The sequence below is a fragment of the Bradyrhizobium sp. CCBAU 45321 genome, assembly GCF_028128975.1.
GTDB classification, from domain to species: Bacteria; Pseudomonadota; Alphaproteobacteria; order Rhizobiales; family Xanthobacteraceae; genus Bradyrhizobium; species Bradyrhizobium yuanmingense.
Genome location: NZ_LFKZ01000119.1, coordinates 149,905 through 162,978, shown reverse-complemented (window position 1 = coordinate 162,978; position 13,074 = coordinate 149,905). Strand labels below are relative to the sequence as shown.

15 protein-coding genes are annotated in these 13,074 nt (G+C 65.6%); 6 read left to right on the top strand and 9 right to left on the bottom strand.

The window, feature by feature from the left end:
* Positions 1–21: 21 nt before the first annotated feature.
* On the bottom strand, positions 22–978 hold the full coding sequence (locus ACM43_RS16285; protein ID WP_271541238.1) for a LysR family transcriptional regulator: 957 nt from the start codon (positions 976–978) through the stop codon (positions 22–24).
* Between the two features lie 92 nt (positions 979–1,070).
* On the opposite strand from ACM43_RS16285, the gene styA reads away from it, so the two are divergent.
* The 3 genes from styA to ACM43_RS16270 all read left to right on the top strand — a co-directional run bounded on the left by styA (position 1,071) and on the right by ACM43_RS16270 (position 3,220).
* The gene (styA, locus tag ACM43_RS16280; protein ID WP_271541236.1) at positions 1,071–2,321 is read left to right on the top strand and encodes a styrene monooxygenase subunit StyA; all 1,251 of its coding nucleotides are present in this window, start codon (positions 1,071–1,073) and stop codon (positions 2,319–2,321) included.
* A gap of 69 nt (positions 2,322–2,390) precedes the next feature.
* The gene (locus ACM43_RS16275; protein WP_157282565.1) at positions 2,391–2,693 is read left to right on the top strand and encodes an EthD family reductase; all 303 of its coding nucleotides are present in this window, start codon (positions 2,391–2,393) and stop codon (positions 2,691–2,693) included.
* Positions 2,693–3,220 carry a flavin reductase family protein gene (locus tag ACM43_RS16270; RefSeq protein WP_271541233.1) on the top strand — a complete coding sequence of 176 codons (528 nt, stop codon included), beginning with the start codon at positions 2,693–2,695 and terminating at the stop codon, positions 3,218–3,220. Before ACM43_RS16275 ends, ACM43_RS16270 begins: the two co-directional genes overlap by 1 nt.
* Positions 3,221–3,247: 27 nt before the next feature.
* Here the strand turns inward: ACM43_RS16270 and ACM43_RS16265 are convergent, their stop codons facing one another.
* The 3 genes from ACM43_RS16265 to ACM43_RS16255 form a co-directional block, all read right to left on the bottom strand.
* Positions 3,248–4,171, bottom strand: a complete 924-nt coding sequence (locus ACM43_RS16265) for an arginase family protein (RefSeq protein ID WP_271541231.1) — start codon at positions 4,169–4,171, stop codon at positions 3,248–3,250.
* Between the two features lie 168 nt (positions 4,172–4,339).
* A complete protein-coding gene (locus ACM43_RS16260) occupies positions 4,340–4,978 on the bottom strand; it encodes an alpha/beta hydrolase (RefSeq protein WP_271541229.1) in 639 nt (212 codons plus the stop codon).
* Positions 4,975–5,913, bottom strand: a complete 939-nt coding sequence (locus ACM43_RS16255; protein ID WP_271541227.1) for a ring-cleaving dioxygenase — start codon at positions 5,911–5,913, stop codon at positions 4,975–4,977. The genes ACM43_RS16260 and ACM43_RS16255 overlap by 4 nt, the downstream gene beginning before the upstream one ends.
* A 126-nt stretch (positions 5,914–6,039) precedes the next feature.
* Between ACM43_RS16255 and ACM43_RS16250 the strand changes: the two genes are divergently transcribed.
* A complete protein-coding gene (locus tag ACM43_RS16250; protein WP_271541225.1) occupies positions 6,040–6,966 on the top strand; it encodes a LysR family transcriptional regulator in 927 nt (308 codons plus the stop codon).
* A 25-nt stretch (positions 6,967–6,991) separates the two neighbouring features.
* On the opposite strand, the gene ACM43_RS16245 is transcribed toward ACM43_RS16250, so the two are convergent.
* The 4 genes from ACM43_RS16245 to cobU all read right to left on the bottom strand — a co-directional run bounded on the left by ACM43_RS16245 (position 6,992) and on the right by cobU (position 9,480).
* Entirely contained in the window at positions 6,992–7,357 is a 366-nt protein-coding gene (locus ACM43_RS16245; RefSeq protein WP_271541223.1) for a hypothetical protein, read from the bottom strand.
* Positions 7,358–7,560: 203 nt separating this feature from the next.
* Positions 7,561–8,193 carry a 5,6-dimethylbenzimidazole synthase gene (gene bluB, locus ACM43_RS16240; protein ID WP_271541221.1) on the bottom strand — a complete coding sequence of 211 codons (633 nt, stop codon included), beginning with the start codon at positions 8,191–8,193 and terminating at the stop codon, positions 7,561–7,563.
* Between the two features lie 4 nt (positions 8,194–8,197).
* Positions 8,198–8,980: an adenosylcobinamide-GDP ribazoletransferase gene (cobS, locus tag ACM43_RS16235; protein WP_271541219.1), complete on the bottom strand. Its 783-nt coding sequence runs from the start codon at positions 8,978–8,980 to the stop codon at positions 8,198–8,200.
* Positions 8,977–9,480, bottom strand: a complete 504-nt coding sequence (gene cobU, locus ACM43_RS16230; RefSeq protein WP_271541216.1) for a bifunctional adenosylcobinamide kinase/adenosylcobinamide-phosphate guanylyltransferase — start codon at positions 9,478–9,480, stop codon at positions 8,977–8,979. Before cobU ends, cobS begins: the two co-directional genes overlap by 4 nt.
* A 120-nt stretch (positions 9,481–9,600) precedes the next feature.
* Here cobU and cbiB point away from each other — a divergent pair, with 120 nt between their 5' ends.
* Both cbiB and cobD read left to right on the top strand, forming a co-directional pair.
* Entirely contained in the window at positions 9,601–10,542 is a 942-nt protein-coding gene (cbiB, locus tag ACM43_RS16225) for an adenosylcobinamide-phosphate synthase CbiB (RefSeq protein WP_271541214.1), read from the top strand.
* Between the two features lie 11 nt (positions 10,543–10,553).
* Entirely contained in the window at positions 10,554–11,519 is a 966-nt protein-coding gene (cobD, locus tag ACM43_RS16220) for a threonine-phosphate decarboxylase CobD (protein WP_271541245.1), read from the top strand.
* Here cobD and ACM43_RS16215 read toward each other — a convergent pair.
* Positions 11,508–12,956 carry a cobyric acid synthase gene (locus ACM43_RS16215; protein WP_271541212.1) on the bottom strand — a complete coding sequence of 483 codons (1,449 nt, stop codon included), beginning with the start codon at positions 12,954–12,956 and terminating at the stop codon, positions 11,508–11,510. The two genes, cobD and ACM43_RS16215, sit on opposite strands and share 12 nt — an antisense overlap.
* Positions 12,957–13,074 lie beyond the last annotated feature (118 nt).

Genomic DNA, 13,074 nt, shown 5'->3' with positions numbered 1-13,074 from the left:
CCCTTTCCAGACGCCGAACGCTCAACGGAACGAGCTAACTTCCGTGGCTGCCGAAGCGGCGAGATCGGCGTTTCGAAAGCGGTCAACGAGCGTGAAGACGTCCGCACGTTCGATGATCAGATCGCGGAACAGTCGCGCCTGGTGTGACATCCATTGCGGGTCGGGATAGACGACATGCATGGGCAGCGGCGGCACGACGAAGTCGGGCAGCACATGGACGAGGCGGCCGGCCGCGATGTGCTCCTGGGTACACCAGTTCGGCAGCACGGCGACGCCTATCCCCTCCAATGCAGCCAGCGTCATCACGTCCGCATCGTCGCAGGTCATCGCCGGCGTGATGTCCACGACGTAACGGCCGGTTTCGGATTCGAACGTCCACTGGTTCTTCTGCGACAGGCGTGAGTAGGTGACGCAGGGCATGCGGCGCAGATGATCCGGCAACGAGGGCACCTGATGTCGCGCAAGCAGTCCGGGCGCCGCCACCAGCAGGCGCTTAATGGTGCCCACCCGCCGCGCTACCAACGAACTCGAATTGAGGCTGCCGATCCGTATCGCAAGCTCGGTCCCGGTTTCGATGAGGTCGACGAACTGTTCCGTGAAACTGACGTCCAGCCGGACATCAGGATAGCGGCGGGTGTATTCGGCGAAGATCTCACGGAAGAAGAAGCGGCCGAACGACGTCGGCACCGTCATGCGCAACGTCCCTGACGGATTGCCGATCCGGCTCTGCGTCGGCGCGCCCGCGCTCTCGAGCAGCGCGACAATGTCCTTGGCGTACTTCAACACGCGGTCGGCTTCCGGGGTCGGCCGCAGCTTGCGCGTGGTGCGCACGAACAGCCGGCAGCGAAACTCGGCTTCCAGCAGCGCAATCCGCTTGCTGATCGCCGGCTGCCCCAAACCGAGGTCGTCGGCGGCCTGGGTGAAACTCCCTGCCTCCATCACCCGGATGAAGGTCTGCAGCGCCTCGATCCGGTCCATTCATTCCTCGCCGGAATTTATATTATTCTGACCATTCCATATACGGCATGGCTGGTCCGGTCTAGCCTTCCTGCGTTCGGGGAGGAACGCGAATGAGCAAATCAATCGGCATTCTCGGGGCCGGTATCGGCGGCCTGCATCTGGCACTCTACCTGCAGAAGCAGGGCATCATGGCAACCGTGCTGACGGATCGCGCCCCGGAGCAATATGCGGCGACACGGCTGATGAACACCGTCGCGCATCACAGCGTCACCATCGCGCGCGAGATCGAGCTCGGAGTGAACCACTGGGACGATCCCCAGGTGGTCTATCACCACCACGATCATTACTTCAATTTCCCGAACGGCGGGCTCCTGTTCCGCGGTGCATTTCAGCGGCCGAGCCGCGCGGTGGATTATCGGATCTACCTGCCGGCATTGATGAAGGACTTCGAGGATCGTGGCGGCCTGATCGAATATGCCAGCATTCAGGATGACGACATCCCCGCGCTGGTTTCGCGTTTCGACCTTCTCGTCGTCTCCACCGGCAAGGGCGCGCTCGGGCGCATGTTCGCTCACCGGCCCGAACTCTCTCCATACAGCCGGCCGCAGCGCCTGCTTTGCGTCGGCCTGTACGACGGCGTCGATCATGGCAGCCCGGATGACGACGATCCGCGCGGCGTCACCCTGTCCGTCTCGCCCGGCCATGGCGAGATGATCGTCATTCCCACGCTGAGCTTCGGCGGCATGAAAACGGCGCTGTTGATGGAAAACATTCCCGGCGGCGACATGGCCGACCTGGTGTCGCTCAGCTACGATGACAACCCGGCAGCATTCCGCCAGACCCTTCTGGACAAGCTGGAAAAGCATCATCCGCACACCTACGACCGCATCGACACGCACCGCTTCGGGCTGGCCCAGCCGCTCGACCTGCTGCAAGGCGCGGTGGTGCCGACGGTGCGGCAGTCCTGGGTGGCTTTCGACGGCGACAAGCTCGCCATTGCCTTGGGCGACGTTCACTCCGTCGTCGATCCCTTGATGGGCCAGGGCGCCAACATGGCCTCATATGCGGCCTTCGAGCTCGGCAAGGCGATCACCGGCGCGGTGGCATTCGATGCGCGCTTCGTCGAGGAGGTCGACCGCGCGCGCGAGAACCGCGTGCTTGCCGCTGCCCGCTGGACCAACATGATGTTGCAGCCGCCATCGGAGGCCATGGGCCGGCTGATCTTCGCCATGTCGCAGGACCGGGCGCTTTGCGACGAGTTCACCGAGAACTTCAATTATCCGGAGCGCCAGTGGGATCGTCTGGCGAGCGACAAACGCATCCACGCCTGGATCGATAGTCGCGGCAGGATCGCCGCCTGACGCCGAACCGCCATACGGAATCGATCCTGTCCTAGGCGGTTGGCTGAACCATGTCTGAGAGGAACACCAATGCACTGCCTGACCGTCCTTTACCCGACGCCCGACGATCCATCGGCCTTCAGGGCCTATTACGTGGACAAGCACGTACCCCTGGCAGCGACGCTGCCCGGTCTGGTGCGTCATCACTACGCTTTCCCCGAACGACTCGGACCGGGGGAAGCGCCTTTCTGCATCTTCCAGGCCTTCTTCCCCGACGCTGCTGCGATGGACGCGGCGCTCGGTTCGGAGATCGGCCGGAAGGTCGCAGCCGACGTGCCAAACTATTCGCCCAAGGGGGCGACACTCTGCCGTTTCACGGTCGAAGGCGCGTGATGGGTCACGTTGCCGAACCGGCCGGTTTTCGGGCAGCTGCATCGCGGTTCGCGACGGGCATTGCGGTCGTCGCGACCGTCGACCAGGATGGCGCGCCGCTCGGCATGACCGCCAACAGCTTCACGACGGTTTCGGCAAACCCGCCAACCGTGCTTGTCTCACTCATGCACGGGCGGACGTGGCAGGCTGTGGTCAAGTCCGGCGTCTATTCGGTCAATGTCCTGCATGCGGAAGATGCTGCGCTCTGCGCGCACTTCGCCGGAAGGCCGTTGTTGCGCGACGCTTCGCCGCTCGTGCCTCGCCAAGGATTTTTCGTGCTCCCGCAGGCGATCGCGCAGTTCGCCTGCGAGGTGGTCCAATCGATCGATATCGCTGACCACACGCTCTTCATCGGCGAGGTGCGCTGGTGCCGGCACAACGAGGGAACGCCTCTCGCATTCTACGCCAGCCGTCTTCGAAGGGGCGTGGGGATGGAAATCTCTTCGGCGGATCGTGTTGCCTATCCCGGTGACGGATGGTGGACTTGAGACGACTGTGCTCGGAAGGGTGAACCACTATACCTTCCGCCGCCCAATGCAGCCCAGCGCATTGCAGATGATCCGCGCGATCGCAATCGCTCCAAGATTTTGCACATCGCGCTCGGGAACGTATTCGACGATGTCCAGGCCGACTATTCTGGACTTTGTCGCGACACCCCGTATGAGATCGACCACATCGAAGTAGGACAGACCGCCGGGCTGTGGGACGAGCACACCGGGGATGACCGATGGATCGAGACCGTCGCAATCGATGGTCATCAGGCACTCGCCGTCATCCTCGATCGCCTCGACCACGCTTGCGATCCCGTAATGCTGGACATGTCTTGCCGTGAAGATCTTCGCGCCCCACGCTTTTGCATCGTCGAATTCCGCGCGACCGGAGCCGCCGATGCCGCGCAAGCCGACCTGCACGATGCGCTTGACCCAGGGCAATTCGCTGGCGCGCCGCATCGTGCTGGAGAAGGTATAGCCGGATCCGTTTCGCTGATCCCGCCAATCAAGGTGGGCGTCGATCTGCACGATGGTCAGTCCGTTGCTGTCCTGGAACGCCTCGAAGAAAGGAATGGGGACGGAATCATCACCGCCTAGTAGGATCGGAACGGCGCCAGCCGAAAGGACGGCTTGCGTAGCTGCTCTGATCGCGTCGCGGTTGCGCTCCGGAGTCATGGGGTCGGTCGGCACGTTTCCGCCGTCCAAGACCCTCGTTTTGGTCGGATCGAGCAGCTCGGCCTCCTGGTCGAAATCCCAGCGGGTGAGATCGCTCTCATAGTGACGTAGCGCGTGACGGATGACATCCGGCGCTTTTGCGGCATGGCTGGTCTGACCTGCAAGGTACGGGGTGGCATCCGACGCGCCGAACAGGATCGCGTCAGCCGCCGGCACTGCGGCGGTCAAGTTGCAGGCCTCAACACCCAGGAAAGTCGTCATGTCGGGATGCACTACGCGTATCCATGGATCACATATGCATCGGCTCAACGTGCATCGCTTGACCGTGTTCCGATCGGTCGCCCTCTGCGCAGTGACCGAAGCGGCGGGTTAAGCCATGCCGACCGCGCTTTGCGCGGCCGCCAAGGCTAACGCACCCTACACATGGCGCTGCTCGTCAGATCATGCCGCTTCGGCCTCGACCGTGCTGATCCAGTCGCGGGACAGCGCCACATCGGCCTGCGACAATTGGTGGCCTGTTGGCAGCACCTTGTGATCGACGCGCGCGCCGGTGTCCGACAACAACGCCGCGAGGCGTGCCGAATTGCTCGCCGGAACGATCGGGTCGGCGTGACCGGAGAGCAGCAGCACCGGCTTGCCGCCGAGCGCAGGCTTAGGCGGATCCTCGGGCGGATCCGACAACGGCACCATCCCGCGCAGCAGGATCGCGCCGGCCAGCACGTCCGGCTGCAGCAGCAATAGCGCCGCGGCGATGTTGGCGCCGTTGGAGAACCCGACCGCGATCGGCGCGGCGAGGCCGTAGCGTTGCCGCGCCTCCGCGACGAAGTCGCCGAGTTCGTTCGCGCGGCGGCGCACGTCGTCCTCGTCGAACACGCCTTCGGCGAGGCGGCGGAAGAAGCGCGGCATGCCGTGCTCGAGCACGCGGCCGCGCGGCGAGAGCAGGGCGGAGCCCGGCGAGATCATCTTGCCGAGGCCGAGCAGGTCGTTCTCGTCGCCGCCGGTGCCGTGCAGCAGCAGCAGCGGGGGCGAGCCCGCGCTGGTCGCGGGCTCGAAGCGATGGATGAATGAAGTCTCGGTCATGACGCGGTCTCTTCCAGATTCGGCAGAACGCCCTCGATCTGCTTGCGGTGCGGTTCGAGGAAAGCAGGCAGCTTCAGCTCGCGGCCGAGACTCGCGACGGGCTCGTCGACCGCGAAGCCGGGGATGTCGGTCGCGATCTCGAACAGCACGCCGCCGGGCTCGCGGAAGTAGATCGAGCGGAAGTAGTTGCGGTCGCGCTGCTCGGTCGGATGCAGGCCGTGATTGCTCACGAGCCTTTGCGCCATCTTGCCCTGATCGACATCGTCAGCCGCACGGAAGGCGATGTGGTGGACGGAGCCGCCGCCCTGATGGCCCCGCAGGAAGCCCTTGGCTTCGTAGATGTCGACGACGCTGCCTTCGACATCGCCTGGCGCCTTGAAACGGATCACCGAGCCCTCGCGCCCGGTCTCCTTGAAGCCGAACACGTCGGTGAGGATGGCAGCCGTCTTCGCCGCGCTGTCGAGCAGCAGGGTCACGCCGTGGAAGCCGCGGATCGCGTGCTCGGCCGGCACGTCGCCATTGCTCCAGCCCGGCTCGTTCTCGGCACCTGATACCCCGACCAGCGCGAGCGCCATGCCATCGGGATCGGTGAACGGCAGCACGGACTCGCCGAAGCGCTTCTCCAGCGCCTCATACGCGACGCCCTTCTCGGTGAAGCGCTGGGTCCAGTAGCCGAGCGAGCGCTGCGGCACGCGGAAGGCGGTCTGGTGGGTCTCGCCGACGCCGCGGCGCCCGGCCGAGACGCCCGCCCACGGAAAGAAGGTCAGGATGGTGCCGGGGCGGCCGGTCTCGTCGCCATAATAGAAGTGATAGGTGCCGGGATCGTCGAAATTGACCGTCTTCTTGACGAAGCGCAGGCCGAGATCCCGCGTGTAGAAGCCGAAATTGCGGATGGGGTCGCCGGCGATCGCGGTGACGTGGTGCAGTCCAGACATTGTCGTCCTCCATTCAGGGAGCGGTCTTGCTCTGGCCGGAAATATCGTTCCGGTTTGGATTGGGGACAATCCGTGCAAATATGACCGCTATGTCTACGATTTGGAAACAATCGACGAGGCGCCCCCTTGGATAAGCTCGGCAGCCTCCGGGCTTTTGTGAAGGTGGTGGAAAGCGGCAGCTTTGCCGAGGCCGGCCGGCAGCTGCGGCTGTCGCGCTCGGCGATCAGCAAGTACATCGCCGACCTCGAGGAGAGCCTTGGCGTCCAGCTGCTGAACCGCACCACAAGACACGCCAGCCCGACCGAGAACGGCCAGCGCTATTTCGAGCGCGCGGTCGTGATTCTCGCGGAGATCGAGGCAGCCGACCAGGCGGTGACGCAGGCGCAATCGGCACCGCGGGGCCTGCTGCGTGTCAACGCCCCGATGTCGTTCGGCACGATCCGGCTCGGGCCGGTGCTCGCCGATTTCATGGCGCGTTACCCGGAGCTTCAGCTCCAGATCGTGCTCAGCGACGATCTGCTCGATCCCATGCAGGACGGCTTTGACGTGACGTTGCGGATCGCGGAGCTGGAATCCTCCAGCCTGATCGCACGCAAAATCATGCCGGTGGCCCGCATGATCTGCGCGTCGCCGGATTATCTGGCGCGGCACGGCACGCCAAAGCATCCGCAGGATCTGCGCGAGCATGCTTCGTTGACCTACGGCTTCCTGCTCACGGGCAATCAGTGGAAGCTCACAGGCAGTGACGGCGACCACTGGATCCAGCCGGCCTGGTCGCTCTGCGTCAACAATGCCGAGGTGTTGCGCGACGTCGCGATCAAGGGCAGGGGCTTGGCGCTGCTGCCGGAGTTCATTGCGGCCGATGCGTTGCAGAAAGGCGAGCTGCGCACGGTGCTGGACCGCTATTCCGCGCCGCCGCTGGCGCTCTACGCGGTCTATCCGCCGACCCGGCACCTGTCGGTGAAGGTGCGGCTGTTCATCGATTTCCTGGTCGAGCGGTTTGGCCGGGAGGAGGAGACGGCCGTGCGGACGGCGAACTCAGAGCTAGACTAACCGAGACTCCGGTTTGGGACTTCAATCACGGGCCGGGCGGCACCATCAACCCCGAGTATTGCGCTACTGCTCGCGAACGGACGCGGTCGCCCCACTGGTCTTGATCGTAGGCCTGCAGGATGCGGACAAAATCAGCCATGCTGGATTGATCTCGGTGTTCGGCCACGGCCGCAACCTGAGTTTCGGATGCAGGCTGGTACCCTTGCCAAAACCGCACGAGAAGATCGGCGATGTTTCTCATGGCGTACTCTCGGCAACCAAATGTGACGGTCGACACCAGGTCTTCGAGCGGCATCCTGCCGCTGGATTCGGAGACAGGCCGGCGGGCGCTACGCCGCCGGACCTTGTCCTGCAACTGCCGGCTCGCGGGGCCGGTTCCGTTGCGTTTCACTCTGCGTTCATGGATAGCAAGAACTCTTGGTCGTCGCCATTGTGCGGGGGTATGACGTGACCATACTGAGGTAGGGTCAGATTGATGAATTCCAGAAAATTCGATTTCGCTGTGTTGCGAATTTCGTGCGACGCTAAAGTCGCGATTTTCCGGCCTGGTCTTCACCTCCAGACATCGAGGGCGTTTCGATACGCTGGTCTCTGCTAGCGCCTCAGCGTGAACTCGTCCGCGCCGCGTCGGTGCTCCCACTTGGCCTGCTCGAGCTCCGGCTGGTCGCATTCGACTTCCGGATAGCCGATGCAGAGATAGGCGATGAACTTCCAGGTTTCAGGCACGTCGAGAGCTCCGTGTATGCGCGTGGGGGTCAGGATCGAAACCCAGCCGATACCGATGCCTTCGGCACGCGCTGAGAGCCACATCGCGGTGATGGCGGCGACCACGGAATATTCCGTCGTCTCCGGCATGGTGGCGCGGCCGAGCCCGTGGCCGATATCGCTGGCCTTGTCCGCGAACACAGCGAGATGGCCGGGCGCCTGTTCGAGGCCCGACAGTTTCAGCGTGGCATAGCGCGCCGCGCGCTCGCCGGAATAGCAATTGAGCGCATCGGCGTTGCACGCCTTGAAATCGTCGGTGATCGCCCGGCGCCGCGCGCCGTCATCGACGGTGACGAAGCGCCAGGGCTGGCTGAGCCCGACCGAAGGCGAGAGGCAGGCGGTTTCGATCAGGCGATCGATCGCACCCTCCGGCAATGGATCGCTGCGGAAGCGGCGCACGTCGCGCCGCCACACGAACAGCTCGCGCAAGTGCTGGCGGAAGGTATCGTCGAACTCGACCATGAGGTCATCGCCCCATCTGGAAGGACGCCGCCACTAGCAGGATCAGGATCTCGCCCGTCTGCTCGAACGCGCCGAGGATGTCGCCGGTCTGCCCGCCGATCTGGCGGATGGCAAGCCGCGCCAGTAACAGGCCGGCAAGCGACAGCAGGATCAGGCCGACCAGCGCCTTGGCTGGCCCCAACGCCAGGGCAAGCGCGAGCGTTCCAAGCGCGAAGGCGATGGCGATGCTACGGCCGGGCGGCGCCCCGGCGCTGGCTGACAGCCCATCAGGCCGCGCCGACGGGACCAGCGACATGAAGGCCGGCACGCCGGCGCGGGCAGCCACGTGCGCCGCACACAGCGCGAGCATGACGGCCCATGGATTTGCGATCGTCGCAAGCGCGCTCCAGCGCAGGCCGAACGACAGGATCAGGGCGCAGACACCATAGGTCCCGATCCGGCTGTCGCGCATGATCTCGAGCTTGCGCTCGCTCGTGCGGCCGCCGCCGAGTCCATCCGCGGTGTCGGCAAGTCCGTCCTCGTGCAGCGCGCCGGTGATGAGGGCGGTCGTGGCCAGCGCGAGCAACGCGGCAAGGCTCGGCGTCAGTCCGCAGCGAGTGGCGATCTTGTAAACCAGGGCGCCGGCGAGGCCGACCAGCAGTCCCGCGACCGGCAGCGCCCACGTCGCGCGCGCGATCGCGCCGTCACCAGCCGGCTTCGAGGATGCCAGCGGGAGGATCGTCACGAACGATGTCGCCATCCTGAGATCGGCAAAGATGTCTTTGAGCAGTTCGGCGCGCGGGATCATTTCAGCTTCATCGGCAGGCCGGCGACGACGAACTCGACCTCGTCGGCGACACCGGCAATGATCTGGTTCATGATCCCGGCGGCATCGCGGAAGCTGCGCGCCAGCGCGTTGTCGGGCACGATGCCGAGACCGACCTCGTTGGTGACCATGATGACCGGACTCCGCAGGCGGGGAAGAACGTCTGCGAGGCGCGTCACCTCGCGTAACCAGTCGCGCTCGGAATGCAGCAGGTTGGACAGCCAGAGCGTCAGGCAATCGACCAGTCTCGCGCCGCCGCCCTCGGTCTCGACCAGGGCCTGCACGAGATCGAGCGGCGCCTCGCGCTCGATCCAGTCGGTTCCGCGCCGCGCGCGATGCTTCGCAATGCGCTCCTGCATTTCGCCATCGAGCGCCTCGGCGGTCGCAATATAGACGAGCTGGCCGGGAAAGCTGCGCGCGCGCGCTTCCGCCCGGGTGCTCTTGCCCGATCGCGCCCCGCCGGTGATCAAGATGACGGCCATGAAGGTCTCCTGCCGCAGCACTAATCATCAAACGCGGCCAAAGACAAAGCCGAAATCAGGCGGCGAGGGGCTTGCACTCGGCCGCCGTCTTGCGCAACAGGGGCGGGACAGGAGCTAGATGTGGACTTTGCGGGCGCGATGGTGGTGGCGATGGCGGTGGATGCCCTCCTGGGCTGGCCGGCGTGGCTGTTCGCGCGGATCGGCCATCCCGTCACCTGGCTGGGCGGGCTGATTGCGGCCGTCGACAGTGCCTGGAATCGCGCGTCCGATCCGCCGGCATCGCGCCGAGCCGCTGGCGCCGCCGCCGCGGTTGCGGTGATTGCGCTCTCCGTGGCGCTCGGTTGGGCGCTGCAATCACTGCTTCCTTCGGGCTGGATCCAGATCGTGCTGATTGGCATCCTGGCCTGGCCGCTGGTCGCGCTGCGCTCGCTGCATGATCATGTGGCGGCCGTCGCCATGCCCTTGCTTGCCGGCGACGTCGCCGCCGCGCGCGATGCGGTCTCGCGCATCGTCGGCCGCGATCCCGCAAGCCTCGATGAGGCCGGCATCGCGCGCGCGGCGATCGAGAGCCTTGCCGAGAACGCCTCAGACGGCATCGTCGCGCCGGTGTTCTGGGGCGCGCTGTTCGGCCTGCCCGGTATCCTCGGCTACAAGGCGATCAACACGCTGGACTCCATGATCGGCCATCGCAGCGAACGGCACGAAGCCTTTGGCTGGGCGGCAGCGCGCATCGACGATGTCGCCAATTTCATCCCGGCGCGGCTGACCGGATTCCTGTTCGTGCTGCTGGCACCGCAACGGTCGGAAGCATTGGCCTGCATGACGCGCGATGCACGCCATCATCGCTCGCCCAATGCCGGCTGGCCGGAAGCGGCGATGGCGGGCGGACTCGGTGTGCGGCTCAGCGGTCCCCGCATCTATCACGGCAGCGCGACCGACGAGCCCTGGCTGAACAAAGGCGCGCGCGATCCGCGCGCCGCCGACATCGCGGAGGCGCTGACCGTCTACCGTCGCGCCATGCTGCTGGTCGCAGGCCTGCTTGCGATCCTGGCCTTCGCATGAAACAACGGGGCATGCGCGAGCACGGTGGAAATCTGGACCTGGCCCAGCAGCGTTTTGGCGGACGCGCGGAGGATTGGATCGATCTGTCGACCGGCATCAACCGGCTGCCCTATCCCGTGGGCGAGGTGAGCGCGCGCGCGTGGAGCGCGCTGCCGTCACGTGCCGAGATCGAGGCGCTGCATCAGGCCGCAGGGCACGCGTACCGCACCGGCGCGCCAATCGTTGCGCTTGGCGGTGCGCAGGCTGCGATCCAATTGCTGCCGCAACTCGTGCCGCCCGGTCGCGCGCGTATTTTCGCGCCGACCTACAATGAATATGCCGGCGTGCTGTCTGCCGCAGGCTGGGAGGTGCAGGAAGTCGGAGAGCTTGGCGCGCTGCCGGGCGCGGACCTCGCCATCGTCGTCAATCCAAACAATCCGGATGGCCGGCGTTCTGCGCCACAGGATCTATTGGCGCTGCTGCCGCGCGTCGGCCGTCTCGTCATTGACGAGAGCTTTGCCGACGCCGTTCCGCAGCTGTCGCTTGCGCCGCAGGCGAATCAGGCGGGACTGCTGGTGCTGCGCTCGTTCGGCAAGTTTTACGGGCTTGCCGGCCTGCGGCTCGGATTCGCCATCGGTCATGCCGCCGACATCGGCAGGCTTGCCGCAATGTCCGGCCCATGGCCCGTTTCGGGCGCGGCGATCGAAATCGGCTGTCGTGCATTGCGCGATGAGGCCTGGGCCGAGGTTACGTCGGCGCGGCTCGCCCATGATTGTGCTCGTCTCGACGCGATGGCGCCTTCGCAAGGCTGGCGGCTCATCGGCGGCACACCGCTGTTCCGTCTTTACCAGACGCCTGACGCGCGGGCCGCTCAAGACAAGCTCGCGCGCGTCCACATCTGGTCCCGCGTCTTCGCGCAACAGCCGACATGGCTGCGTCTCGGGCTGCCCGGCAGCGAAGCCGAATGGACGCGCCTTGCCGAGGCCCTAGCGCGCTAGCGCGAGCAGGCCTTCGACGTCGAGATGCTTTTCCATGTGATCGGCCAGTGCCTCGAGCGCGCTCTCGACCCTGGCGTGATAGGGCTCGTCGCCCGCGGGAATATCCAGCCTGGCGAGGTATGCCTTGCGGAAATTATCCGACGTGAACAGGCCGTGCAGATAGCTGCCCTGCACACGGCCGTCGCGCGAGATCGCACCTTCACGCTCGCCGTCCAGCCTCGCGAAGGGGCGGGCGCGATCCGGGCCGTCGGTGCGGCCGATGTGGATCTCGTAAGCCTGGATCGGCTGATCCGTCGCCGCGTGCACGGCCGCAACGCGCGTCAGCGTCTTCTGCGGGCTCATCACCGTCTCGACATCGAGAAGCCCGAGGCCCGGCGTGTCGCCCGCAGGTCCTTCGATGCCTTCGGGGTCGGCGACGCTGCGTCCCAGCATCTGATAGCCGCCGCAGAGGCCGAGCACATGGCCGCCCCTGCGGTGGTGGGCGAGCAGGTCGATGTCCCAGCCCTGCGCACGAAGGAAGGCGAGGTCGCCCCGGGTTGATTTCGACCCGGGAATGATGACGAGGCGCACGTCGCCCTGGATCGCCTCGCCCGGGCGCACCATCACGAGATCGACACCCGGCTCGAGCTTGAGCGGATCGAGATCGTCGAAATTGGCGATCCGCGACAGCGCGAGACAGGCGATCTTGCATCGGCCCGGCTTGCGCGCATCGCGCAGGCCGAGCGCGTCTTCGGCCGGCAGCTCGCCAGCACGCGGAAACCAGGGCAGCACGCCAAACCCGCGCCATGCGGTCTTTTGCTCGATCAGATTGTAGCCGTCGTCGAACAGGGTGGGGTCGCCGCGGAACTTGTTGATGACGAAGCCGGAGATCATCGCGGCATCGTCGGGGTCGATCACCGTCTTGATGCCGACGAGCTGGGCAATGACACCGCCGCGGTCGATGTCGCCGACCAGCACGACCGGCACATTCGCCTTGCGGGCAAAGCCCATATTGGCGATGTCGGACTTGCGCAAATTCACCTCGGCCGGGCTGCCGGCACCTTCGACCAGCACGAGATCGGCGCGCGCCTTCAGGCGCTCGAAACTCTCGAGCACCGCGCCCATCAGCGACGGCTTCATCGCCGCGTAGTCGCGCGCGCGTGCGGTCGCGATGCGCTTGCCGTGAACCACGACTTGCGCGCCGACATCGGTCTCGGGCTTGAGCAGCACCGGGTTCATGTCGGTGTGCGGCTCGACACCGGCGGCGAGCGCCTGCAGCGCCTGGGCGCGGCCGATCTCGCCGCCGTCGACCGTGACCGCGGCGTTGTTCGACATGTTCTGCGGCTTGAACGGCAGCACCCGTAGACCGCGGCGCGTGAAGGCGCGCGCGAGGCCGGCGACGATGAGCGACTTGCCCACGTCCGAGCCGGCCCCCTGGATCATCAATGCGCGTGCCATCGATATCTTTTAAAGCGGAATGGGATTGAGTTGAATCAAGCAGCTGCGGGCTCGTTGCACCTCTCCCGCTTGCGGGAGAGGTCGTGCCGAAGGCACGGGTGAGGGTTTTCTCCTCTTG

Coding starts and splice junctions, on each gene's coding strand:
- ACM43_RS16255 (WP_271541227.1), bottom strand. CDS start 5,913: ATGTCTGGACTGCACCACGTCACCGCGATCGCCGGCGACCCCATCCGC.
- styA (WP_271541236.1), top strand. CDS start 1,071: ATGAGCAAATCAATCGGCATTCTCGGGGCCGGTATCGGCGGCCTGCAT.
- cobD (WP_271541245.1), top strand. CDS start 10,554: ATGCGCGAGCACGGTGGAAATCTGGACCTGGCCCAGCAGCGTTTTGGC.
- cobS (WP_271541219.1), bottom strand. CDS start 8,980: ATGATCCCGCGCGCCGAACTGCTCAAAGACATCTTTGCCGATCTCAGG.
- ACM43_RS16260 (WP_271541229.1), bottom strand. CDS start 4,978: ATGACCGAGACTTCATTCATCCATCGCTTCGAGCCCGCGACCAGCGCG.
- bluB (WP_271541221.1), bottom strand. CDS start 8,193: ATGGTCGAGTTCGACGATACCTTCCGCCAGCACTTGCGCGAGCTGTTC.
- ACM43_RS16275 (WP_157282565.1), top strand. CDS start 2,391: ATGCACTGCCTGACCGTCCTTTACCCGACGCCCGACGATCCATCGGCC.
- ACM43_RS16270 (WP_271541233.1), top strand. CDS start 2,693: ATGGGTCACGTTGCCGAACCGGCCGGTTTTCGGGCAGCTGCATCGCGG.
- ACM43_RS16215 (WP_271541212.1), bottom strand. CDS start 12,956: ATGGCACGCGCATTGATGATCCAGGGGGCCGGCTCGGACGTGGGCAAG.
- ACM43_RS16285 (WP_271541238.1), bottom strand. CDS start 978: ATGGACCGGATCGAGGCGCTGCAGACCTTCATCCGGGTGATGGAGGCA.
- cobU (WP_271541216.1), bottom strand. CDS start 9,480: ATGGCCGTCATCTTGATCACCGGCGGGGCGCGATCGGGCAAGAGCACC.